Source organism: Micromonospora sp. NBRC 110038, assembly GCF_020884815.1.
Lineage (GTDB): Bacteria > Actinomycetota > Actinomycetes > Mycobacteriales > Micromonosporaceae > Micromonospora > Micromonospora haikouensis.
This window is the reverse complement of sequence record NZ_BBOL01000001.1, coordinates 791922-817260: the sequence shown is the minus strand read 5'-3', so window position 1 is coordinate 817260 and position 25339 is coordinate 791922. Positions and strand designations below refer to the sequence as shown.

The following is a 25339-nucleotide window of genomic DNA, read 5'->3' as shown; positions in this document are numbered from 1 at the left end:
CGGCAACCCCTATGGACAAGGGCAGCTATCCACCAACCGCCGCCACCCAGCGTAGTCGCGCGAAAGGAGGAACGAACCTCGGACCGCCTGCTCTCAGCAGGCTTAAACTACTACGTAGGCGATCCGCGACTCCAGGAAAGGGCCAAGCCCAGAACGCGTTTCAAATCATCACCCGAACCGACTTGACAAAAGCTTTCAACCGGATCGGATCCCGATGCATAGTCTACAGTTGATAACTGACACTCACCGGACTCCCAGAGCGTCAGAAAACTGCCTCGCTCACCCAGCTGGAGATAGACACCAATGGAAGGTTTCGGCCTTCCCGGCGGAGAGACAGAAACATCAACAGTGAATCCCTCTTTGACGAGTTCTGGCCGAGCTTCTTCAACCCAATAACTAAAGCTCTTCAACAGCTCAGCGCTCATTTCACGGTTCCGTCCCACCGAATATTCGTTGCGTCTGGCATTTGCGGTCGAGGTACTCCCCGCCGATCAGCAAGAGGACCATAAATTGGATGATTCGGCCCTGGGATTTGAGCCCAACCCGGTTCTCCGGCTGGTTTTAGACACGAGCAAGGAACATCAAACTCGACATATCGGGTTCCAGGTGCGGCCTGCCGCCGATACGCCTCCGGATTCGCGGGGCGTGCGACGTAGGTCGACGTACCCCCGCTGCCTGCCTGGACCTTTCCTGTATCAATCATGGCCTGATGTTCTTCCGGCGACATCCACCGACCGACAGTGGTCATCTCGCCCTCGCCGCAGTTGTGGACGAGGACTGGCGTGCCTGCGGCCATCACATAGTACGTGTGGGTGTTGGCGATGGTGAGGTTGTGGACGGTGGCCCAGTTGGTGACGTGTCGTTGGATCGCGGTGATCTGGACGCGGGTGCCGGCGCTGGTCTGGAGCCACTGGCCGGCCTGGAGGTCGGTGGCGTCGACCCACTGCCGAAGCTCGGGCACCCAGAAGGGGTGTCCATCGGTCGCGGTGATCTTGCTGATGCCATCGTCGCCGTCCCCGTCGCCCTTGCTCGGGGCGTCGCTGGTGGTGATGGTGACGAGGTGTTTGGTGCCGGTGCCGGTGATCGTGGCGGTGACGGTTTCGACTTCGGTTTGGCCGGTGTCGGGGTTGGTGGCGAGGACCTTGTCACCCGGCGTGATGTCCTCGATGGGTTTGGTGGTGCCGTCGGCCATGAGGACCTTGGTGCCGGGGGTGAAGCTGTTGTCGGTGTTGCAGTCTGGGGTGCTGTTGGCTTTGCCGGAGCCGCCGCCACCGCTGGAGCCACCGCTGGACCGGTTGGAACCGCCCGAGCTGCCGCCGGGTTTGGAGCCCGTTGACTTTCCGCCGCCACTGTTCCTGGTGGTGGCTGCGGTGGAGCCCTTGGGATTGGCGCGGGCCTGAGCCTGCTTCTGGACGGGGTTGCCGGTCTTCTTGGCCTGTTCGGTGGCGCGGTTGCTGACCGTGTTGACCTTGTCCTGAACCTTCTTCTTCGCAGCTTGGGCGGCCTGCTTGGCGCGTTCGATGGCAAGTTTCTTGGCGTTGAGGGCGGCCGTTTCGGCGGCCTTGGCAGCGCGCAGGACGTTCTCGGCGGCGCGTTTGGCGTTCTGGAGGGCACGGATGGCGCTGAAGGTGCGTTTCACCGCGCTGGCGATCTTCAGCGCGCTCCTGGCGGCCTTCCAGCCGGGGTTCAGGCTGGTGACAAGGTCGATGCAGGACCAGACGCTGCCGCCGAAGCAGCCGAGGGCGGCGTTGATGCCGAGGAAGTCCTTCAGGACGTCCCAGGCGACGGACAGGATGACCGAGGTGACGGACTTGCCCATGATGGCCTGGGCGTCGGCGACCTGGGCCGCGGACAGGCCCGCGCCGGCGAGGGCGGCGGCGGTCTCCGAGGGGGTCAGGGAGATGGACAGGCCGGAGGGGTCGGTGTGGGTGGCCGGGTTGTTGTGGGCGTAGGTGTAGCCGTTGGACTGCAACGGGTCGGCGGTGTCCAGCACCGGGTCTGCGGAGAGGAACCGGCCCACGCTGGGGTCGTAGAGGCGGGCACCCAACGGCACGTACCCGGAGGGGTCGTCACGCCGGGCACCCAGGAAGCCGGTCGGGGTCTGCATGTTGGCGGCCAGGGCGGCGGTGCCGCGCTGGTTGCCGAACGGGTCCTGCTTGCGGATCCGGGTGGTCATGGTGCCGTCGAGGGTCACCTCGGCGTACGGGGTGCCCTGGTGGTCACCGACGACGGCGGCGAGGGCGGACGGGTTGGTGCCGTGGGCGTAGCGCAGCACCGACCCGCCGGGGGCGGCGTACGAGCGCTGGCTGCTCACCAGCGCGCCGCCCTGCTGCGTGGTCACCTGCGACTCGCCCAGGTGCAGGGTGGCCTGCCGGCCCTGCACGGTCAGCAGCCGTGAGCCGCCCGGCCCATAGATGTGCCGCGTCTCGTTCTGCGCCTGCCACTGCTGCGCCGCCGTCCCGCCCGCGCACGCGGCCAGCACGATCGGGGTGCCGTCGGCGGTGGCCGCGTCGCGCACCGCGAGGCACAGCCCCGACGAGGTGTGCCGGAGTTGCCCGGTCGACAGGCGCTCCACCCGCTGGTCGGCGCCACCGTCACACGCGCGGATCTGCGCCGCCGACCCGACGGTCGTGCCGGTGGGCTGCACGCACCACGTGTCGTAGATGGACAGGGTGCCCAGGTTGGGGTCGGGCTGGCCGCCGGCCGGGGTGAACGCCCACTTCTGCGCCACGGTGTCGTTGCAGGCGAACAGTTGCACCGGCTGACCGGCCGTCGCGCGACCGGCGTTCAGGTCCAGGCACTTGCCGCCCAGGCCCACGTACGGGGTCCGGCCCTTGCTGCCCTGCCCGGTGATCCGCTCGACCTGACCGTCGTACGTCCAGGTCAGGGTCTGCTCGTCGCCGTTCTGCACCGAGGTGACCGACTTCGTCTCGCCGGTCAGCTCGTACAACCGCTGGGCGGCGGCGGTGATCGCGGCGCCGGCCGGGGTGACGTAGTTCTTCGTGACCGTGGTGAGGGTGCGCGGCTGGCTGCCGTCGGCCTTGCCGTAGGCGTAGGTGGTGGTGGCGTCCTTGGCGGTGTCGCCGGTGAGGTCCTTCTCCACCAGCTTCGTGCGGTTGCCGAGCAGGTCGTACTCGTACTCCTGCCAGTAGCCGGAGCCGTCCGCGCCGGCCGCCACGTTGAGCACGCCGCCGGTGCCCGCCGGGCCGGGTGCGCAGGACGCCTGGTCGGCGGCGGTCCACGCCCGCTTGAGCTGGCCGAGCGCGTCGTACTGGAAGCACTGCCGTTCCTGGATGCCCCCGGCCTGCTCGCGGATGGCCAGGACGTTGCCGGCGTTGTCGTACCAGTAGTGGCGGTTCGACACCAGGTTGCCGCCCACGACGCCGGTGTCGCCGGCCTTCTCGCGGTAGACCTGCTGGCTGGTCAGGGCGCCGCTGGCGTCGTCGTACGAGGCCATGGCCCAGACCCGGTGCGGCTGCGCGCCGAGCGTCGAGCGCAACACCTGACCGTACGGCGAGTAGACCGTCTCCGCGCCGTACCAGTCCTTGCCGGAGACCGACAGGGGCAGGCCGTCCTTGGTGTAGCGAACCAGCACCTTCTCGCTGGGCAGCGCCCCGACGCCGGGCAGCACGGTCGACTCGGGCATCCCCGTGTCGGTGTAGGTGTAGCCGTACGTGTAGGAGGTTTGCAGCCCCCAGGTGCTGGCGATGGTCGCGGGCAGCGTCAGCGTGGTCGACGTCGGCTGGTAGTCGTCGGTGTAGCCGCCGATGCTCTGGGTGTACGGCAGCCCGTCGGTGTAGCGGGTGGCGGTCGCCGGCAGGCCCTTCCCGCCGGGCACCGTGTCGTAGGTGTACTCGCCGAGCAGGGTGCCGCTGCTGCCGCCGAGCCGCTGCTGGACGGGGCGGGACAGCTCGTCGTAGCCGTTCCACACGGTGACGCCCCGGGCGTTGGTGCTGGTGACCTGCCGGTCCCGGTGGTCGTAGGTGAGGGTGGTGACGCCGGTGTCCGGGTCGGTGGCGCTGACCGGCCGGCCCCGGTGGTCGTAGCTCCAGGTCCACTCCTTCGGGTTCTCGGAGTGGGTGGCACGCGTCAACTGGCCCTGCGGGTCGTACTGGTAGCGCATGGAGACGAAGGCGCTGCGGTCGCCCTTGGTGTAGGTGTCGACCCGCGCGGTGCGGCCCAGGGCGTCGGTGAACAGCCGGTACGAGGCCGCGCCCGACGGGTTGAGTACGGTGGAGTGGTCCGCGCCGTACTCGTAGCGGGTGGACCGCAGCGGCACCTCGACGCCGTTGTGGACGGGCATCTCCTCGACGACCCGCCCGAGACCGTCATAGGTGTAGCGGGTGGCGTTGGGGACGGCGGTGTCGGCGGCCGGGGTGAACAGGGCGCCGCTCGGGTTGCCGTCGGCGTAGTAGGCGTTGCGGGTCTGCCCCACCTCGCCGGCCCGGTTGTAGAGGGTGTCGGTGATCAGTCGTCCGCCGCCGACGGCCTCCTGCTGGCTCTGCCGTTCCCGGCCCAGGCCGTCGTAGATGGTGACCGCGGTCTCCACCCGGTTCTCGTGGCTGCGGGCCTTCGTGGTGACGTACGGGGGCTTGCCGGCCTCGATGGTGTACTCGGCCCGGAAGTCGGGGATCGCCCCGGCCGACGGGGTGCGGCCGGCGGCCCACGCCTCGACGAGGCGGCCCAGGGCGTCGAACTTCGACTCGCTGACCCGGTCGTTGAGGTCGGTGCTGCGCACCACGACCCCGCGACCGGGATCGAACTCCTGGATCTGCCGGTGGTTGAGGGAGTTCTTCTCCTCGATCTGGAAGGGCTGGCCTGTGGTCGGGGTGTAGGTGGTCGTGGAGGTCTTCAGGTCGGGGTCGGTGCGCGAGATGACCCGGCCGAGGGCGTCGAAGCCGACGGTGCCGTCGGACTGGAAGCCGGAGCCGTCGCCCTTGAGCGACCAGGTCTGGGTGACCAGGGCGCGGGTGTTCGTCCCCAGGGCGGTGCCGTACGCCGCGCCGTCGTAGGCGATCCGGCTGGCGGAACTCAGCGACGCCAGGTTCGTCCAGGTGGCGGCGGCGCAGGTGGTGGGGCTGGTCAGCATCTGCTGGGTCAGGCCGACCAGGTTCCGGTCGAGCCGGTGCAGGTAGGTGAGCTGGGTGCACGTCTCGTCGCCGGTCTTGCCGGTGTCGCCCAGCGACTCGATCTGCGTCGGCAGGCCGTGCGTGGCGTCGTAGCTGGTCTTCGTCTCGACCTTCCGGCTGGTGCGGGTGTCGTCGCCGGTGCCGGAGGAGCGGCTGTGCGCGACCACCCGGGATTCGGTGACCCGCCAGGCGCGCAGCGGGCTGAGCCCGTCGTCCCGGTTGCGCCGGCCGAGTTCCTCGGCCTCCGGGTAGGTGACGCTGCGGGTGAGCCAGTCGCCGGCCGCGGCGTCGGCGGTGGGGTAGGTGAGTTCCTCGGCGATGCGGCCGGCGAACGGCTCGCGGTCCTTGGCGATCTCCTGGCCGGCGGCGTCCTCGACGGACACGTCGTCGCCCATGCCCCGGAAGTAGCGGGTGACGGACTTGGTCGCCACGCTGCCATCGCCGTGGTCCGCGTCGGTCTCGCCGGTGCGGACGGTGACCTGCGCGAAGCCGGCGAACTGCGAGTACGTCCGGGCCGACTTCTTGGTGAACTCCTGCTCGGCGAGCTTCCACCCGGGGTCGGCGTAGCTGTAGCGGGTGAGGGTGCTGACCGCCGGGCCGTCGATGGCGGGGAGTTCCTCGACGCTGTCCACCACGTACTTGTGGAACCAGTCGATCTCCTCGGCGCTGGGGTCGGGGTGCCAGAAGGACGGGTAGCAGAGCCGGTTGTTGTTCTTCAGCGCGGTGGTGTCCGTCTTGCCGGGCAGTCCGGTGCCGGTGGCGCAGTCGCCCGTCGGCTGCTTGTAGCTGACGACGGTCTCGCCGCCGTACTCGTTGATGATGCGGGCGATGCGCAGCCGGGAGAAACCGGGGCGGTCGTCGTTGCGCACCCGGTTCGGCATGTCCTCGGGGTTCGCCTCGAAGCGCACCGGGTTCAGGGTGATCTTGTCGGTGCCGCCGGTGGGCCCGTACCCGGTGCGGGTGATCGACTCCAGCCACAGCGCGGTGTTCGGCCCGGTCCGGGTGGTGGGGAACGCCTGCGCGAGCTGGTACTCGTCGACCACCTGACGCGCGGTGTTGCCGGGCTGCCGCTGCGCCGAGGTGGTGATCTTGTCGAGCCGCTTGCGGGTGAAGAAGGACGGGGAGGCGTTCCAGCACTTCTTGTCGTCGCCGCAGCGCAGGTCGGCCGGGGTGTCGTACCAGATGCGGTACTTGGCGGGGTCGCTGCTGGTGAAGTTGGCCTCGGTGCAGGTGACGGTGCCCTCGGCGAAGCACCGTTCCGCCACCGTGAAGGTGATCTGGGCGGCCGGGGCGGCGGAGAAGATGGTGTTGGCGCGCTGCCCGTAGTCGATCCGGGTGAGATAGCCGCCCCGGTCGTACGGGACGGGGGACTTGAAGTTGAAGTTGCGGGCGTAGTGGTTGGTCTCCTTGGCCCACCACAGGCTCATCGCGTTGCCGTGGACGTCCTCGACGTAGTCCAGCGACCAGCGCCAGGCCTGGGTGCAGACCGAGCCGGCCCAGTTGCCCGACTGGTAGCAGTCCTCGCCCGCGTGGTTGCCGTAGACCGGGACGGTCAGCACCGAGTTGGTGACCGGGTCCCCGGTGGACCAGCCGGGGAGGCGGTGCAGCCCGAAGTGGTGACGGGTGCCGTCGCGGGTGGTGACGATCCAGTACTCACCGTCGGCGTCACCGTTCGCCTTGCCGGTGTCCTTGACCAGCTCCACCCGGGAGCCGTCGCCGTTGGCGGTGAACCAGGTGTTCTCGTCCGCGTCCCAGACCAGTTCGGTGGTCATGCCACCGAGGGAGAGGGTGGCGTTGTCGGAGCCCCAGCAGAGGTCGCCGGTGCGGTGCGTGGCATTGTTCGCACCGGACTTCTTCGAGTCCTGGGTGCAGTTGGCGTAGCTACGGGTGATGGACCCGGCGCTGTAGTCCCAGCCGTCGCCGATCCAGGATGCCTGGTTGTTGGTGGCCGAGGTCCGGCCGTCGACCGACTGCGAGGAGTAGCCCAGGTTCACCCGGGGCATCAGGCCGCCGGCGGTCTCCGGCACCTGCACCTGGTAGCCGTAGGTAAACGCGCCGGAGGAGGCACCGGCCGCCCACGAACCGGAGGACAGCAGCGGGGTGGCCGTGAAGTCGCCGCCGGCTGAGGCCCCGGTGTCGAGCACGCCGACGACCCCGGCGCCGGCGGCGCTCGCCGCGCTGCGCGCGCTGGCGGAACCGGTCGGCCCGGCGAGCAGCGACCCGATCGAGACGCTGCCGTTGACGATCCGGCGGGTGCCGTCGTCGTCGGTCGCGGTCGGTGCCTCGTCGGCCGGCACCAGCTCCGTCTCGCTGGAGACGGCCGCCCCGGCGTCCGGGCCGGGTGCCTGGTAGGGGGCGAACGACGGGGGCGGCGCGGCACCCGTGTCGGGGGCGCAATCCCCGCCGTCCGGGTCGTCGTAGACGCAGCTGGGCAGGAGCACCAGGCCGAACCGGTCGGCGGCCTGCGGGCCGTACAGGTCGGCGAAGGGCGTGTAGTCGACGGTGAGGGCCACCTCCGCGTCCGGGTCGGCGGTCACCGGCGGGGTGATCTTCATGATCAGGCCGGGGGCCCCGACGGCCTGGGACGCCTCCGGGCCGGAAAGGTCGACCTTCCAGGTGCCGGCCAGGTCGGCCGGGTCGCCGCCCTCGGGTACGCCGAGGGCGACCGGCAGGTCCTCGACCGGCAGCGGAGTGCCGGGGGTGGCGGCCGTCAGGTCCACCTCGCCGCTGTCCTGCTGCCACGGGGTGACCGCCTGCGGCTCGTACGGGTCCACCGGCACCTCGTCGGCGGTGGTCAGCTCCGTCTCCGCGTCCGCGTCGTGGTCGACGTGCTTAATGGTGGGGATGTCGGGCAGCTCGACCGGCATCCCGGTTCGGCTCATCCCGGCACCCGGCACCGCCCACGCCTGCGCGGGCGCGAGCGCCACCAGCAGGTTCACCGAGAGTGCCAGCGCCAGGGCCCGACGGGTGGGCGACCACCGCCGGCGGCCCGTGACCGGTCGGGCGGGTCGGCCGGGACGCCGTCGGGACAGCAATCCGGTACCAGGCATACGTCGGCTCCCACCCAGGCGCGAAGACGGAAGAGATCGCGGTACGACCGCGACGGCACGGCACGCGCCGGGCGTGGCACGCCTGAGCACTGTGGATCAACTCGCGCCCTCACTCAAGGTGACTAGACGTAATCAGAGCGGCGCAGCAGTGATCTCCATCACCGGTCATTCACTCACGAAGGCTGGCAAATGATCCAAGCCCGCCTTGATCGACTGATCGGCACATGCCCTTTACGTTCGGCCAACAAAAGCCACATAGGTCAGATCTCGGTCGTAACTTGTGAGGGCCAGAGAGGCCAGGTCACGGATTCATAACGGCGATGGTGTGACGGGATGCCCACTCACTGTGCGATCGTGTGCCCGCGCTTGCTGCCCCGTGGCCCTCCGCCGGACGGGATCGCTCGTCGTTGCCGCCGCCCTGTCCGCCCGGCCCCCACGGGAGTAGACCGCCGTGACCGTGCCTCGCCTGCTCAGCCCCTTCGTGCGTACGCGTACCCGGCAGCTCTGCACCCTGGGCTTCATGCTGGTCGCGCTCCTCGTGGCCGGGCTGCCGTACTGGCTACGCGCCGACGACAGCCGGCCCTCCCGACCGCAGCGGGCCACCGAGGCCGCGCCGGTTGACACCGCCGGCCGGGACTACGCGGCCGCGATGGCCGAAGCCCGGCGCACCGGTCAGGAGGTGCCGGTCGACACCGCCACCACCGCCACCTCGCTCACCTGGGCGCGCCCGGACAGCAAGCTCCGCACCACCTTCCACGCCGTGCCCCAGCGCGCGAAGACCGCCTCCGGGCAGTGGGCCCCGATCGACACCACCCTCGCCCGGGCCGGCAACACCCCCGCCGGGCTCGATGTCACGCCGGCCAACGCGCCGGTGCCGGTCCGCTTCTCCGCCGGTAGCCCCCCGGCGGCGAAGCGCGGCGGGCAGTCGAGCGGGAGCGGCACCAACTCCCTGCGGCTCGCCCCGGCCGCCCAGCCCGGAAGTCCCGCCGAGACCGCCCTCGCCGAGGTGCAGATCGACGGCCACACGATCACGTACCTGTGGCCCGGCCTCCTGCCGGAACCGGTGCTGGACGGGCCCCGCGCGCTCTACCCCGAGGTGTTGCCCGGCGTCGACCTGCTCGTCGTCGCCCGCGAAGAGGGCGGGTTCGGGCAACTGCTGATCGTCAAGAACCGCAACGCCGCCACCCTCGACGCCGTCGACACCCTGACCTACGGGCTGCGGTCCGCGACGGCCGTCTTCCGCCACCAGCAGCCCACCAACGGGGTACAGATCCTCGACCCCGTCAGCGGTGCGGAGATCGGCTCCATCCCCAGCCCGTTCGCCTGGGACTCCGCCGGCCGGGAACCCACCTCCCCCGAGACGCCGCTGCGCACGGCAGTGGACACCAGCGCCGACGTGCTACAGCTCTCCGGCCTCAGCGGCGCCGAGCCCGGTTCCCGTCAGGGCCCGATGCCCACCCGACTCGACGGTGAGGACACCGGCGAGGCCCGGTTGCACCTGGACGCCGCCGCCACTGGCCTGCTCACCGATCCCGAGGCGCTCTTCCCGCTCTTCCTCGATCCGACCCTCAAGACGGGGCTGCAGTCCTGGGCCACCGTCTACAAGCAGAGCCCGAACACCAACACCTACCACAGCACCAACTTCAACAGCGGCACCTCCGACGCCCGGGTCGGCTATGACGAGGACACTCCCCTGACGACGCGTTCCTTCTGGCGGATGGGCTTCGACAGCAAGATCAAGGGAACGGTGGTCAGCGAGGCCGGCTTCCGGGTGCTGAACAACCACTCCTGGTCCTGCACGGCCCGGGAGATGCAGCTCTGGCTCACCGGCGCCATCTCCTCCAGCAGCACCTGGCAGAAGCAACCGGCCTGGGAGTCCCTGCAGCAGAAGCGGTCCTTCGCCCACGGCTACGGCAGCAGCTGCGACGACGAGTACGTCCGGTTCGACGTGCTGGGCGCGGCCCAGGAGGCCGCCACCAAGGGCTGGGGAAGCATCACCCTCGGCATGCGCGCCACCAGCGAGTCCGACACGCTGACCTGGCGCAAGTTCAAGGCCAACACGGCCGAGCTGGAGGTCGTCCACAACCGTCCCCCGGGTGAGCCGACGGACGGCCGAACCTCGCCCGGCGGCGCTTGCGTGCCCGGCCCCGGCGGCGGCGCCACCATCGCCCGGACCACGATCTCCCTGTCGGCGAAGGCCATCGACCCGGACGGCAACCTCAAGGGGCTGCGCTTCCGCTTCTGGCGGACCGGCACGACGGTGCCCACCGGCACCCTCGTCACCAACTCCAGTGACGGCAAGGCCAGCCTGACGATCCAGGTCAGCAGCCTGGAGGACGGGGTCACCTACTCCTGGGACGTCCGCGCCGAGGACCACTCGAACGCCTCGTCCTCGTACTATCCGCCGGGCACCGAACCGTGCCGCTTCACCATCGACGCCTCCGCGCCGCCGGCACCCGACGTCGCCAGCGACGTGTGGCTGGAGGCGACCCCGGACGGCACCACCTGGTCCACGGTCAAGTTCGGGCAGACCGGCCCGGTCGAGTTCAGCGCGGCCGGTGCCGCCCAGTTCAGCTACTCGTTCGAGAGCATCAACCCGATCACGGTGCCGGCCGTGGGGGGCAAGGCCACCGTGACCGCTCTGGCACCCCGGCACGCGGGACCGAACACCCTGCACGTGTACGCCTTCGACGCGGTCGGCAACCGCAGCGTCCGCACCGACTACACCTTCTACGTGCCGCCCAGCGAGACTGCCGACAAGCCCGGCGACGTCACCGGCGACGACCTGCCCGACCTGCTCCTCGTCGATGCCACGGGCAACCTGCGCACCTACGCGGGCGACGAGGGCGGCGAGTTGTACTCGTGGCTCGCCGCCTCCTACACCACCGGCAACGAGCTGAACCCGCCGGGACACTGGTGGGACGCGGGTGCCGCCAAGGCGGCCCTGATCGCCAAGTACGACGACGCCTACCCGGGCGACGGCATCACCGACCTGTTCGCCCGCACCCCCGACGGCCGATTCTGGCTCTACCCCGGCGACGGATACGGCAGTTTCGACGTCAACCGCCGGCTGCGGGTCCTGCTGCCGCCCGGCGCGCCGGATCCGGGCACCTGGACCCAGATCAAGGCCGTCGGTGACGTCACCGGCGATCAACGGCCGGACCTGGTGGTGCGGGCCGGGACGGCGTTCTGGATGCTCGGTGGCTACACCGGGGCGAGCTTCCAGGAGGCGACCCTGATGGAGGGGTCCGCCTGGGGGCGCCGGGACATCGTCAACGTGGCGGACGTCGACGTCGACGGCACCCCCGACCTGCTCTGGCGCAACCTGGACAACGGCAACATGTACGTCCGCCACGGCCTGCCCGGGGCGGCAGCGGGCAGCGTCGACCTGCACTCGCTCAAGCAGGCCGCCAACTCGCGCGACGGCGACGTCTCCTATGGCACCGGCTGGACGGAGGCGGCGATGAGCTCGGTGATCGCGATCCCGGACGTCAGCGGCGACCAGGTGCCCGACCTCTGGGTCCGGTACGGCTCTGACGGCCAGATCCGGGTCTACCACCCCTCCGCCACGAGTGCCGGCTCCCCGGTGAAGGTCGTGCTGGGCGCGGACTGGAGCACGATGAAGTCCTTCGGCTGATCCACCTGCGGGCGGGCCGGGTCACGTCAGCGACCTCCGGGTATCCGGTGGCGCAGCCGTTCGGAGGGCAATCGTCGGCGGCCCGGCGGCCCGGCGGTCAGAGTCAGGGGGCAGGGGTCAGCGGCGGAAGGGGCCGGCGATCTCGTACGTGATGCCGTCGGAGCCGGTGACCGCCCCGCTGACGCCCCGCTGCGACGAGAAGTAGAGGCGGCTGCCGTCCGGGGAGAAGGCCGGGCCGGTCAGCTCCGAGCCGGACTGCCCGAGCAGGCGCAGGAACGGGGTGACCACGCCGGTCGGGGTGATCATGTTGATCTCCATGTTGCCGCCGTCCTCGGCCACGTACAGGTCGCCGGAGCGGGTGCCGGTGATGTTGTCGACGCCGGTGAGCGGGGCCGCCCCGGCGGGCACCAGCGAGTCGTCGTACGCGAGGTCGAGGCGCTGGTTCGCGGCGTCGTACGCCCAGACCCGGTTGTCGCCCTTGGTGGTGAACCAGCAGGTGCCCCGGTCGTACCAGCAGCCCTCGCCGCCGTCGAAGTGCTGGGCCGCGCCGACCTGGCGGCGGGTGGGCACGGGGAAGCCGTCGCGGTCGGGCACGTCGGCCCAGGTCACCGGGCCGGTCACCTGGCCGGTCGGCGCGCAGAGCACCTGGAGCCGGCCGGTGCGCAGGTCGCCCCAGGTGTCGGGGACGAACCGGTAGAAGCAGCCGTCCTCCTCGTCCTCGGTGAGGTAGACGACGCCCCGGTCGGGGTCGCAGGCGGCGGCCTCGTGGGTGAACCGGCCCATCCGGGTGCGCTCCTCGGCGGCGCGGCTGCCGTCGGGCCAGGTTTCCATGACCCGGCCGAGCGGCGCCTCCTCGCAGGAGAGCCAGGTGCCCCACGGGGTGGCCCCGCCGGCGCAGTTGAGGTTGGTCCCGCCGAGGATCCGGTACGCCGAGGCGATGCTGCCGTCGGCGCGGAACCGCACGGCCGACGTGCCCCCGGCGAGCGGGATCTCGGAGTTGGAGACGTAGATCCAGCCGTCGGGGGCGGGGAAGCACGCGCCGCCGTCGGGGGCCCAGTGCCACAGGTAGGAGGTGCCGGCGACCCGCTGCCCGGAGCGGGCGACCACCCGGCTGGTGAAGCCGGCGGGCAGTTGGATGCCGTTGGCGTCGGCGGCGAGCAGGTCCCCGTACGGGCCGGGGCCGGGCTGGGCTGGCCCGGCGGCGAGGGCCGGCGCGGAGAGGGCGGCGGAGGCCCAGAGGCTGCCACAGAAGGCGGCGGCCCCGCCGGCGACGGTGGCGCGCAGGACGGTACGACGGTCCATCGGTTACCTCCCGGTAGGGTCGATGCCCCACCGACGGTAGAGCCGGCGAGGCATCGACACCAGTGACTACCCGATGAACGCGGGGTGACGGCTCTCCGGCCCGGCGGGCTCCGGTTCGACCGCGTCCGGCGCGCCGCCGGCCCCGGGTCCGGCCGGGTCGTCCGACTCGCGGATGCCGAAGCGGCGGTAGACCGCGCCGAGCGGGCCCGGGGCCCACCAGTTCCAGCGGCCGAGCAGGCGCATGGTGGCCGGCACCAGCAGCGCCCGGACCAAGGTCGCGTCGACCACGATCGCCACGATCATGCCGATCCCGATCAGCTTGATGTACGCCATCGCGCCGGTGGCGAAGCCGGCGACCACGATGACCAGCAGCAGGGCGGCGGCGGTGATGATCCGGCCGGTGCGTTGCAGCCCGGCGGCCACCGACGCGGTGTTGTCGCCGGTGCGGTCCCACTCCTCGCGGACCCGGGAGAGCAGGAACACCTCGTAGTCGGTGGCCAGCCCGAACAGCACGGCGAGCATGAGAATCACGTTGCTCGGCTCGATGAACCCGGTCGAGGTGAAGCCGAGCAGCCCGGACAGGTGCCCGTCCTGGAAGATCCAGACCACCACGCCGAACGACGCGCCGATGGAGAGCAGGTTCATCAGCACCGCCTTGACCGGCAGCACCACCGAGCCGAACGCGAGGAAGAGCAGCAGCAGGGTCGCGCCGGCCATCAGCAGGGCCATCCAGGGCAGCCGGTCGCCGAGGCTGTCCAGCAGGTCCCGGTCGACTCCGGGCCGGCCGCCGACGAGCACCCGCGCGCCGTCCGGGGCGGGCAGGGCGCGCAGGTCGCCGACGAGGTCCCGGGCGGCGTCGCCGGTCGGTTCGCCCGGGTAGGCGACGGCGAGCAGCGTCGAGGCCCCGCGGGTCGCGGCGACCCGCACGCCGGTCACCCCGGGCACCGCCGCGATCCGGTCGGCGAACGGCCCGACCGCGTCGGCCGGCACGCCGGTGACCAGCACGTCGATCGGGGCGATGGTGCCGCCGGGGAACTGCGCGGCGATCCGCTCGGAGACCACCCGGGGGCCGGCGTCGGCCGGGAGCACCCGCTCGTCGACGCCGCCGAACTCGGCGCGCAGGAACGGGGTGGCCAGCAGCCCCAGGATCAGGGCCACCCCGGCCAGGTAGGGCACCGGGCGGCGCATCACGCTCCGCGCGATCCGGGCCCAGGCGCCGCTGGTGTCGGCGTGCGCCGGCCGCCCACGGCCCGCCCCACGCCGCCACGGCACGGGTACGCGCACCGCGTCGACCCGGCGGCCGAGCACCGCCAGCAGGGCCGGCAGCACGGTGAGCGCCGCGAGCATGGCGACCAGCACGGCGGCCATCCCGCCGAGGCCCATCGAGCGCAGGAACGGCTGTGGGAAGACCAGCAGGCTGGCCATGGCGAGGGCCACGGTGAGCCCGGAGACGAGCACGGTGCGGCCGGCGGTGGCCATGGTGCGGCGTACCGCCTCGGCGGTGTCGCGGCCGGCGGCGAGTTCCTCGCGGAACCGGCTGACCACGAACAGGGCGTAGTCGACGGCCATGCCGAGGCCGATCAGGGTGATCACGTTGATCGCGAAGATCGACATGTCGGTGACCATGTTGAGCAGGCGGACGGCGACGAACGCGCCGAGGATGGCGAGCCCGCCGACGAGCAGCGGGGTGGTGGCGGCGACCAGCCCGCCGAAGATCAGCACGAGCAGGAGCAGCAGCACCGGCATGGAGAGCAGCTCGGCGCGGGTGATGTCCTCGGTGGTCTGCTCGTTGGCGTACCGCTGGAAGGCCACCGCGCCGCCGAGCTCGGTGCGCAGGCCGGGGGCGTCGAACGCGGGCCGCACCGCGTCGTACGCCTCGGCGCGGGCGTCCTCGTCGACACCGTCGAGCTGGACGAGGGCGTAGGTGGCCCGGCGGTCGGTGGACACCAGGTGGGGCGCCGGGGCGTCGTAGAAGGTGGTCACGCTGTCGATCTCGGGGCGCTGGCGCAGCGCCGCGACGGTGGCGGCGACCGGGTCGCGGAACGCCGGCTGGTCGACGGTGGCGGTGTCGCTGGACCAGAGCACGATCACGTCGGCGCCCTGCCGGCCCAACTCGGCGGTGATCCGCTCGGCCGTGCGGCTGGACTCGCTGGCCGGGTCGGCGAACCCGCCGCCGCTGAGCTGGCCGAAGACGCCGGTCCCCCAGGTAGCGCCGAGCGCCATGAGCGCCACGGCGGCGGCCAGCACGGCCCAGCGGGCCCGCACCACCGCCCGCCCCCACCAGTCGAACATCGCATTCCCCCTCACCGACCGTTTAAGGTCGTGGTCAGTAACCATGGCTCTCAGAAGTGAACGCCGTTTACTATGACTACGGTGTTCGCTCCAGTCAAGGGGGTTCACGCATGTCCGCACCGACCCGCCGGGAACGGCTACGCGCGACCACCCTGTCCGAGATCAAGGACGGGGCGCGCCGGCTGCTCGTGACCGGCGGGGTCGAGGCGATCTCCCTGCGCGCCATCGCCCGCGACATGGGGATGACCGCGCCCGCCATCTACCGCTACTTCCCCAACCTGGAGGCCCTCGTCGGCGCGCTGGCCGGCGACCTCTACGACGAGCTGCGCGGCATCGTCGAGGCGGCCCGGGACGCCGCCGGCGGGGAACCGGTCGACCAGCTCACGGCCATGTGCCGGGCGATGCGCCACTGGGCCGTCGCCCATCCCGCCGAGTTCAGCCTGATCTTCGGCAACCCCGTCCCCGGGCTCGCCGCGTTCACCGACGCCTGCGCCGACGCGGAGCGCCCGGGTGCGCGGTTCGGGGCGGTCTTCCTCGCCCCGTTCCTCACGCTGACCCGGGGCGCGGCGCTGCCCGGCCCCCCGGCCGACGTGCTGCAACAGCAGCTCGGCTGCCACCTCGCCCCGCTCACCGCCAAGCACGGCGAGCTGCCCGTCGAGGTCGCGTACGCGTTCCTGTCGGCCTGGACCCGGCTCTACGGCCTGGTCGCCATGGAGGTCTTCGGCCACCTCACCTGGGCCGTGGACTCCCCCGAGGCGCTGTTCGAGACCGAACTCGCCGCGCTGCTCGGCCAGCTGCGCGGGGCACCCGACGGCGGCCCGCCGACCGGGAACGGCGACGGCCCCCCGGCCGGGTCCGCGCGGCACTAGGCTGCCCCAGCATGAGCGAGCACAGCGGCACGACCGCGACGAGCAACGCGAGTGACCTGCCGACCCGCGCCGACGTGGTGATCGTCGGCTCCGGGCACAACGGGCTGGTCTCGGCGATCCTGCTGGCCCGCGCCGGCCTCGACGTGCTGGTGCTGGAGGCCGCCGGGGTGATCGGCGGGGCCACCCGCACCGAGAACCCGTTCCCGAAGGTGCCCGGGCTGCGCCACTCCACCGGGTCGTACCTGCTCGGGCTCATGCCCCCGGAGCTGCTCGCCACGCTCGACGTGCGCATCCCCGTGCTGCGCCGCGACCCGCACTACTTCCTGCCCACCCCGGGCGGCCCCGGGTCGCCGTACCTGCTGATGGGCAGCGACACGGCCGCCACCCGGCGGCAGCTCGCGGAGTTCTTCTCCCCCGCCGACGTGGCCGCCGACGACGCCATGCAGGCCGAGCTGGCCCAGCTGCGCGACGACCTGGCCCCCGCCTGGCTGGCCGAGCCGCTGCCGGCCGAGGAGATCGCGCAGCGGCACGTCCGGCCCGCCCTGCGGCAGGTCTTCGTCGACCTCGTGCGCGGCTCCGTCGCCGACTACCTGGCCCGCTTCGACTTCCGCTCCGAGCTGCTGGTCAGCATGTACGCGGTCACCGACGGCCTCTCCGGGCTCAACGCCGGCCCCGACGACCCCGGCACCGGCCACAACTTCCTCGTCCACAACATGTGCAGACTTCCCGGGTCCGACGGCACCTGGATGATCGCCGAGGGCGGGATGGGCACCGTCTCGCGCACCTTCGCCGACGCGGCCCGCGCCGCCGGGGCCACCATCCTGACCGACGCCCCGGTCACCGCGATCACCCTCGACGGCGGCGCGGCCAGCGGCGTCACCCTCGCCGACGGCCGGCACGTGGCCGCCCGGGTGGTGCTCGGGGCGTGCGACCCGTACCGGCTGATGGACCTGCTGCCCGACGGCGCGCTCCCGGCGGAGCTGGGCGCGCGGATGGCGGCCGTCCGCCGGCCCGGCACCACCCTCAAGGTCAACCTGGCGCTGACCGGGCTGCCCCGCTTCTCCTGCCTGCCCCCCGGCGCGCCCAGCCCGTTCGGCTCCACCATCCACCTGCTGCCCGGCTCGGCGTCGCTGGTCGGCGGCGGGGGCGAGCCGCCGATGGCGGCGCTGCGCGCCATGTGGGCCGACGTGCAGGCCGGGCGGCTGCCCGCCGAGCCCACCATCGAGTGGTATTTGCACACCACCGTCGACCCGTCGTTGCAGGACGAGGCCGGGCACCACTCGTCGGCGCTGTTCGTGCAGTCGGTGCCCTACGCGCTCGCCGACGGCACCTGGGACGCGGCCCTGCCCGGCTACGTCGACCGGCTGATCGGCATCTGCGAGCGGTACGCGCCCGGCACCGGTGACCTGATCGCCGACGCCGTGCCACTGCCCCCGCCCGGCATCGAGGCGCACTTCGGCATCACCGGCGGGCACATCCACCACGTCGACAACACCGTCTCCTTCACCGACCGGATGCCGTACGCCACCGGCGTCGACGGCGTCTACGCGGGCAGCGCCGGCTGCCACCCGGCGGGCAGCGTCATCGGGGCGGCCGGCCACAACGCGGCCCGCCGCATCCTCGCCGATCTGGGGTAAGGAGGGACCCCCTGTTGACGCATCCGGTGGAGAGAGGTTCCCCTCTCACCACCCGAGGTGCGTGAACGCGGCCCAGGACACCGGTTGCGCCAACGACGCCTCGCCGCACGCCGCGGCCAACTCGGGGGGCATGCCGACCGGTGGCCGCCGGTCCGGGTCGAGCATCCACAGCTGGGCCCGGTGCAGGGCGTCGGCCGGCGCGTGGCCCTGGCGCAGCAGGTGGTGCACCACGTACATGAGCAACGACGTGCCGTCGTCCGGCACCCGCCACAGCGACCCGAAGACCGTGTGCGCGCCGGCGGCCAGGAAGGCGGTGGCCAGGCTGAACGCCTCGTCGTGATCGCCACCGGCGACATTCGTGGTGCAGGCTGCCAGGAACACCCGGCCGAGGTCGAGCGCGGCCCGGCGGGACACCTCCAGCAGCTCCCGGGCCGGCAGCGGCCCGTCGGCCAACACCAGGTGGGCGTCCGCCGGCAGGGCCGGCTCCACCCGGCCGTGACAGGCGAAGTGCAGCATCGAGGGACCCGCCCCGGCGGTACGCAGCCACGACAGCACGTTCTCCCGGGTGGCCCGCCGCCCCGGGTCGGGATGCGCCGCCCCCAGGTAGTCGCCGTCGGGGTAGAACCGCTCGAACACGGCGTGGGCCTCGACACCGGCGTACCGCAGGTCGCCGAGGGGATCCCCGACGACGAGGGCGGACCGGACGGGACGGGACGGTCGCGCCGCCGTGGCACAGAGCATCCGGGCCGACGGCGTGTACGAGACCACCAGGTCGCGCATGGCGTACCGCCGGCCGGTCGCGGTCTGCTCGTACGCGGCGTGCCAGGGGACCAGCCCGAGCAGTCCCATCGGCACCAGCGCCACCCGGGCGGGCCGGCCGGGCCGCAGCGCCCGCAGGTCGTCGACGAGCCGGCCGAGCACCGCCCGCCACGCCCACCGGCACAGGTCGTCGATCCGGGTGGCGGCCACGTCGGCCCCGGCGTCGCCCACGTCGCCGCCGACCGGTCCCGCCACCCGTGGTCCGGTGCCGGTCGGTCCCAGGGCCGCCGACAGCAGCCGGCGCACCGGCGCGCCGGGTGCCACGGTCAGGGCGGGGAACTCCTGCGGGAGGATCTCACCGGTGGCGGGCACCAGGACCGCGAGCCCCGGCACCCCCGGGGCGGCCGGCACCAGATAGACCAGGGCGTCGAGGTCCAGGGCGCGGAGCGCGGCCCGCACGTCGTCGGGCCTCAGTGGAGGCAGCAGGTCGTCGAGGTAACCGGCGTCCTCCAGCGCGCGCAGCACCCGGGGACGCAGATCGTCCGGGACCTCGCTGGCGGCGACCACCGCGCCGAGCAGGTCCCCGGTGACCTGGTCGCGGCCCAGGCCGCCGGACTGTTCCCACTCCGCCGCCAGGTCGGTGCGGCCGGCCCGACCCAACAGCTCCGGGACCGTGCGGCCGGCGGCGGATGCCTGCAGGGTCAGGCTCCGGCCCGCGTCGAGGGCGGCGAGCAGGTCGTCGTCGGCCTCGTCCTGCAGGCACCACCGGATCACCCGGGTCGCGGCGTCGGCGGCCGACCGGGCCGCCTCCAGGGCCTGATCGGTGCCGGACTGGAGCAGGACGTCCCGGGCCCGGGCCCGCAGCCCGGCCAGCCCGAGCCGCCGCGCCGCCGCCCGGTCCGGATCCCCGGACCGGCGCAGCGCCTCGGCGTGGTCGCCGACCAGCTCGGCCCAGAGCGATCCCGCGGAATCGGGGCCGGCGGCACGGGCCCGGGCGAGGTACCGGGCGGCCCGGGCCGCGGCGGCCCGCTCCCGCAGCGCGGCGGCCCGCCAGAGCTCGGCCTTGGCGGCGAGGGACAGCAGCACGAGCGACATCCGGTCCGCCGGCTCCAGCCGGTCGGCGGCCCCCGCCAGGTGGTCGGCCCAGCGCCGGAGCAGCTCGTGGTCCGCCCACCGACGGGCCACGGCGAGCTGGACCGCCGCGTTCATGGCCATCGTCGCCACGGTCCGGATGGAAAGCCGCCCGGCCGGCAGTGGCACCGGCGCCCCGGCGGGCGGCAGCGGGCCATGGGTGTTCATGGCGTAGAGGCTCCGGCCGGCGTCGAGCATCGGGTCGACGATCTGGCGGACCACGCGCGACGGACCGATCCGGTCGCGCAGCCCGTCGGCCCTGCGGATCGCCTCCCGCATGGCCACGAAATCCCGCCGGGCGCCGTGCCGAATGACGTGGAAGGCGACCTCGACGAGTTCGGACTCGGCGTCGGTACGTCCGGCTTCCCCCTCCACGGCGTCGGACGCCCCGTCCAGCCGGGCGGCACCGGCGCGGAAGCTGCGCACGTCGCCGAGCCGGGCGCCCCGGGAGAGCAGCGCCAGCCTGGTCAGCCCTCGAAGGGCGGCGGGCTCGTCGAGGTGACGGTCGTTGAGCGCGGCGGCGAACCTGGTGACCCCGAAGTCGGAGGCGGACTCGGCGCTGCTGCTCGCGGCGGCGTCGTCCAGAACGCCCTCGATGAGGTCCATCGCCCCGGTGAATCCCGGCGGCGGGTCGGCGTCGGCGGTCCTGGCGATCGCGAGCAACGACCGCAGGTGGGGCAGGTCGGCGTCGTCGAGCATGATGCCGATCACAGTGCACTCCGCGTAGAGGATCAGACCGGCCAGGGTGGCCCGCTCGGTCGGCGTGGCATCGGTCGCGGCGTGCAGCGCGTCGGTGGCCTCCTGCACGACTCGGCGCAGCCGGCCCAGGCCCGGCGGCACCGAGCCCGGTTCGGCCGTCTCCTGGTGGCTCGTCGTCTCCCAGGCGGCCACGAGCCGGGTCCGGTGCACGGCGAACACGGCCTCCGCCGGCAGGCCGCCGCGCAGCGCCCGGTCCAGGCAGTCGCCCGCAGCCGCCAGACTGCCGGGTTCCCGGCCCCGCTGCCAGCGCAGCAGGTGGATCTCGCCCAGCCGCTGCCAGACCGGCCCGGCCTCGGCCGCCTCCGGCAGCGCGCCGGCGAGCAGCTCGACGGCCTCCGCGAGACCGTCGGACTCCTCGGTCAGCTCCGCGCGGCTGTGCAACAGCTCGGCCAGGGCCACCGCCGAGGCGGGGTCCGGGTCCTCCGCCCGCACCGTACGCCAGCAGTGGATCGCCGCCGCGACGTCCGCCGGGTCCCGGTCGAGGTCCCATCGGGTCGCGTATCCGGACGCCTGGCTGCGGTGCAGGCTGAGCCAGCCGGGTTGGCCCGGCCGCGCGGCCCGGATCGCCCGGTCGCCCACGGCGATGGCCAGGTCCAGGCAGTTGCGGTCCTCGTCGAGGCCGGTGAGTTCCAGGTATCCGGCGACCAGTTCGTCGGAGGCGACCGCGTAGCGGGGGGTCTCCGGAGGCAGGGCGGCCAGGGCGTCCGTGAGCTGCGCGACGCCCTCGTCCAGGTCCGGACGCCGCCCACCGGCGTAGTCGTAGCGGGCCAGCCGGGCCAGGCCGCCGAGCATCCGGGCGTACCGGGCCCGGTGCGGGTCGGTGTCGCCGACGACGACCTCGGCCATGGCCCGCACCATGCGGTGCACCTCGGCGTGGGCGGCCGGCGAGTCCGGTTCGAGGTCCAGGACGTGCCACTGGAACCGGTCCCAGACCTCGTCGAGCAGCTCCACGGCCACGGCGTCCCGCTCGGGGTCGTCGGACGGCCAGGCCCGGTAGGCGGCGGTCAGGTGAACCACCGCCCGGTCCTGGCTCACGGCTGGCCCCTCGGGCCGCTCGGTGGAGCCGGCGAGCACCGCTGCCACCGCACGCCGGGCGCGCTCACCGTGGGCCAGCCCCAGCCCGTAGTGCCAGCCGGCCGCGTCGGCGTGGTGCGGAGAGCCGTGCAGGGCCCGGGTCAGCTGCTCGATCGCGGTGGCCAGGTGCGCGTCGTCCGGCTCGTCGGCGTACCGCTGCAGGAACGCCTCGCCGATCAGCCCCGCCAGCCCGGCCGGATCCGCGTCCGGCGGTGGGTTCTCCTGGTGCCGCAGCAGCAGGTCGATCCACTCGTCCGGCGGCGGCTGGTCGGGGTCGTGCGGGCCGGTCACGTCGCCACGGCCTGCCCGTCGTCGACACCGCCGGCGGGCACCGTGGCGCTGCCGGGGACCTCGGTCACGATCGGCAGGGTCAGGGTGAACCAGTCGCTCGCGGGGCCGTCGACGGCCCCGGCGTCGCGGTGCGCCGCCGCCAGGCCCAGTCGACCGAGCAGCCCGGTCACCCCGCGCGGCACCCGGCCCCGGCCCGACCCCGCCCCGGACAGGGCCGGCAGCTCGAACGCCGCCGAGCTGAACTCCTCCTCGGCGGCGAGCAGGATCAGCCAGTCGCGGGTGCGGGCACCCGGGGTGACCGGCTGGTCGTCGGGGAGCCGCAGCTCCACCGGGCGACCGTGCAGGGCGGCGGCGGCCCACCGCGGCGCGACGTGGTCGCCGGAAAAGAGGCCGGTGTGCACCCGATGGCCCTCGGTGACGTTCAGCAGGACGAAGTAGAGCTGCCGGGAGCTGTGGTTGTGCAGCCGGACGAAGACCGTCGGCGCGACCCACCGGCCCCGGTCGCGGCGGTAGCGCAGGTGGATCGCGCCGTCCGGGCCGGGCAGCAGCGCCGGCCGGTGCGCCGGAGCGGTCACCTCCGTCGCGCGGGCCTCGACGAGTTGCAGGGACACCGCCCCGGCCAGCCCGGACACCGGGTTCGTCAGCGCCCGGACCCGGCGCACCCGGGCCAGGTGTTCCACCGTGGCGACCAACCGCCGGGCTCCGTCGCCGGACACGTCGGTGGCGTCGGGACAGATCGGGGCGTCGTCCCGGTCCCGGATGCCGACCCGGCCCGGCTGGTCGGCTCGCAGCCGCAGCTGGGGCCCCTCTGCGGAGGCCGCACCGGGGACCGGTCGGACGTACGGCGACGGACCGCCGGTGGGACCGGCCGTGCCCAGCGCCGTCAGCACCAGCTCGACCGTGGGGTGATGGTCACCCTCGACGGCGACGGTGACCTGCGGGATCGGCACCCGGCTGAGCACCACCGGGTACTGCGTGTCCTCGTCCGGCTCCCAACCGATCGGGGCCACGACGCTGTGATTCGCCCCCACCCGCAGGATCCGCGCCTCGTTCTTTGTGCCGGCGACGGCCACGCGGGTGTCGTCGCCGTCGGCACCGGTCGACAGGCCGTGGCACGAGCCTGCGTCGATCCGCCACTCGTGGCGGGACCGGCGCAGCCACATCCCCGTGGCCGGTGGACGGACCCGGCCGCCGAGGAACGGCTGGTCGGCGATGCCCGGCGTCACCGGATCCAACTGCGGCACCTGCCGGGACGAGTACTGTTCCACCTCGCACCGGGCGGCGGTGAGCAACTCCCGGTAGGTCGCCGCCGGGCCGAGCCGGCGCATCGCAGCGAGCAGCCCCCAGCTGAACAGTCCGTGCCACCGGCCGTCGAGCCAGTCCTCGGTCGCCGTCTCGAACGACCGGCAGGCGGCGAGCGAGACGTACTCGACCGGTGGGCGGGCGGCGGCCTGCCGCAGCTGCGGCAGGAGCGCCTCCACCGCGGGCGCGGTGGGCAGGTCCGCGACGGACCGCTGCGGGTTGCGGGTGGCCCCGTGCGAGTGGCAACTGTCCACCACCGCCACCACGTGGCAGCCTGTGGCGGCGACCGCGCCGAGCAGGAGCAGGAGTTCCTTGTCGTACAGGTCGGGGACGCCGCCGTGGCGGCTGTCGTGGCAGAGCAGCGTCTGCAGCTTCTCGCCCGGCTCGAGGTGCCACAGCTGGGGCGGTACCGCCGCCCGGGAGCCGTGCCCACTGAACCAGAACAGCGCGGTGTCGCCCGGCCCGGCCTGGCCGAGATGCGTACGCAGCCCGTCGACCACCGCCTCGCGGGTGGCCTGCTCGTGCAGCAGCACCTCGATCGCCGGGCCCCGCTGCGCCGGGACGCGGCCCCGGAGGAACTCCGCCGCCTGCGCCACGTCGTTGCCGCAGCCCTGCAACGGGGTGACCGCCCGGTACCGGTCGATGCCGACCAACAGCGCGAAGAGCCGCCCGTTCACCCGCCCTCCCCGTGGGGCACGTGCAGCCAGCCGTGCTCGACGAACCGCTTCTCCGGCAGGTCGATGGTGACCGGCGTGAACCGGTCCGGCAGTGGGGGCACCCGCGAGTGCCGGATGACGTCCTGGTAGAGCACGTCCGGCACGCCCAGGACGAAGTCGACCTGCGGATTGTCGGTCAGGGCGGCCCGCAGGGGCGGGCTGTCCAGGATGCGGTGCACCGCGATCGCCGCGTCACCGACCCACCCGCCGTCCGCCGGCTTCATCAGGCCGCGGTGCAACGCGACCCGCAGGCGCATCCGCTCCGCCTGGCGCAGGCCGTCGTTGGTGCGCCGCAGCGCCGCCGCGAGACCGCCGACGAGCCGGGGGATGACGGTCGACTCGTCGACGCCGACCGGCAACACGCAGAACTCACCGTCGCCCTGCGGTTGCACGGCCACCGCCGCCTCGTCGACGCCGGCCGCGCGGCGCGCGTCGGCCAACGCCCGGACCAGCCAGGACTGGGTGCGTTCGGCCAGATGGTGGGGACGCCGGCTGTAGCCCGCCACGTCGGCGGCAAGGCAGAGCCGGACCGCTGCGGCGGTGGGTTCGGCCCGGTCGGGCAGCTCCTCGTGGAACGGCACCGCTTCGCGCACGGTGGCCAGGCGAACGCCGCCGGGGTGTCGCCGGCCCGGCCGGACCTGGACCCGTACGCCGAGCCGGCCGGTGAGCACGGTGGTGGCGGCGGGCACCTCGATCAGGGCATGCATGCCGTAGGCCAGGGGCAGCCCGGTGCCCTCGTAGTTCCACCCGAAGCGGTGGCGCTGGGCACCGAACGACCAGGCGCGGGGCCTTCCCGCCCGGGGGGCCAGCCGGGTGAGCCAGCCGGGACGGGCACCGGCGGCGGTGGCCGCCCGGTCGGCGGCGACGGTGGCCGCCCGGGGCGGGTCGGCGTCGAAGGTCAACCCGAGGGCGCCGCCGTCGGCGTCGAGCCGAACGGCACGGGCGGCCTCGTCGGTGAGGGTGACCTCGAACCGGACCGAGGTGTGCCGGCCCCCGTCCGGCAGCGGGTCCAGGTCGAAGGCGAAGAGCACACCGTAGTACCGCTGCTCGGTGGCCCGCGCCCGGAGCCGCAGGGGAGCGGGCAGCTCGTCGGCCGGCACCGGGAAGACCAGGGGGCGGCCCAGGCTGACCGCACCCGGATCGACGCCGACGTCGGGTACGCCGTCGCGGGACCCGCCGGGGCACAGCGGCGCCCGTGCCAGTACGTCGGCCGGGCGCAGCGGCGGGTCGATCAACACCGGGAGGCCCCCGTCCGGCGTCGCCCGCGCGGCCGCGCCCCAGCGTTCTCCAGTGCAGTGTGCAAGCGATTCGCCCCCGTCTTCCCGCAGTTCTCGCCCCAACGGCAACATCGGTTGCCGCACCCGGGCGCGCGCATTCGGTCGACCCGCCGA

Annotated in this window: 9 protein-coding genes and 1 pseudogene; 3 read left to right on the top strand and 7 right to left on the bottom strand. The window is 73.1% G+C overall.

All coding sequences use genetic code 11. The annotated features are described in order from the left end of the window. Positions 1-110: 110 nt before the first annotated feature. Both LPU61_RS03435 and LPU61_RS03430 read right to left on the bottom strand, forming a co-directional pair. Positions 111-425 (bottom strand): hypothetical protein, encoded by a 315-nt coding sequence (locus LPU61_RS03435; protein WP_229404094.1) that lies wholly within the window; start codon positions 423-425, stop codon positions 111-113. Further along, complete coding sequence (locus LPU61_RS03430; protein WP_229404092.1) at positions 422-8179, bottom strand: ricin-type beta-trefoil lectin domain protein; 7758 nt, start codon at positions 8177-8179, stop codon at positions 422-424. Before LPU61_RS03430 ends, LPU61_RS03435 begins: the two co-directional genes overlap by 4 nt. Positions 8180-8699: 520 nt before the next feature. On the opposite strand from LPU61_RS03430, the pseudogene LPU61_RS31790 reads away from it, so the two are divergent. Further along, positions 8700-10235: pseudogene (locus LPU61_RS31790) on the top strand (hypothetical protein); the annotation flags it as partial. Between the two features lie 1698 nt (positions 10236-11933). Here LPU61_RS31790 and LPU61_RS03420 read toward each other — a convergent pair. Both LPU61_RS03420 and LPU61_RS03415 read right to left on the bottom strand, forming a co-directional pair. Continuing rightward, positions 11934-13118: an alkaline phosphatase PhoX gene (locus tag LPU61_RS03420; RefSeq protein WP_043962375.1), complete on the bottom strand. Its 1185-nt coding sequence runs from the start codon at positions 13116-13118 to the stop codon at positions 11934-11936. 66 nt (positions 13119-13184) lie between these two features. Continuing rightward, positions 13185-15410 carry an efflux RND transporter permease subunit gene (locus LPU61_RS03415; protein ID WP_229404090.1) on the bottom strand — a complete coding sequence of 742 codons (2226 nt, stop codon included), beginning with the start codon at positions 15408-15410 and terminating at the stop codon, positions 13185-13187. A gap of 110 nt (positions 15411-15520) precedes the next feature. Between LPU61_RS03415 and LPU61_RS03410 the strand changes: the two genes are divergently transcribed. Next, positions 15521-16279: a TetR/AcrR family transcriptional regulator gene (locus LPU61_RS03410; protein WP_043962373.1), complete on the top strand. Its 759-nt coding sequence runs from the start codon at positions 15521-15523 to the stop codon at positions 16277-16279. An 11-nt stretch (positions 16280-16290) separates the two neighbouring features. Next, a complete protein-coding gene (locus LPU61_RS03405) occupies positions 16291-17916 on the top strand; it encodes an NAD(P)/FAD-dependent oxidoreductase (protein WP_043962371.1) in 1626 nt (541 codons plus the stop codon). 45 nt (positions 17917-17961) lie between these two features. Here the strand turns inward: LPU61_RS03405 and LPU61_RS03400 are convergent, their stop codons facing one another. Genes LPU61_RS03400 through LPU61_RS03390 form a run of 3 tightly spaced genes read right to left on the bottom strand, consistent with a single transcriptional unit; the run spans position 17962 to position 25186 of the window. Continuing rightward, positions 17962-21930, bottom strand: coding sequence for a CHAT domain-containing protein (locus LPU61_RS03400; RefSeq protein WP_229404089.1), 3969 nt, complete (start codon positions 21928-21930; stop codon positions 17962-17964). After that, on the bottom strand, positions 21927-23909 hold the full coding sequence (locus tag LPU61_RS03395; protein ID WP_229404087.1) for a caspase family protein: 1983 nt from the start codon (positions 23907-23909) through the stop codon (positions 21927-21929). The genes LPU61_RS03400 and LPU61_RS03395 overlap by 4 nt, the downstream gene beginning before the upstream one ends. Continuing rightward, positions 23906-25186 carry a hypothetical protein gene (locus tag LPU61_RS03390; RefSeq protein ID WP_229404085.1) on the bottom strand — a complete coding sequence of 427 codons (1281 nt, stop codon included), beginning with the start codon at positions 25184-25186 and terminating at the stop codon, positions 23906-23908. The genes LPU61_RS03395 and LPU61_RS03390 overlap by 4 nt, the downstream gene beginning before the upstream one ends. Between the last annotated feature and the right edge of the window lie 153 nt (positions 25187-25339).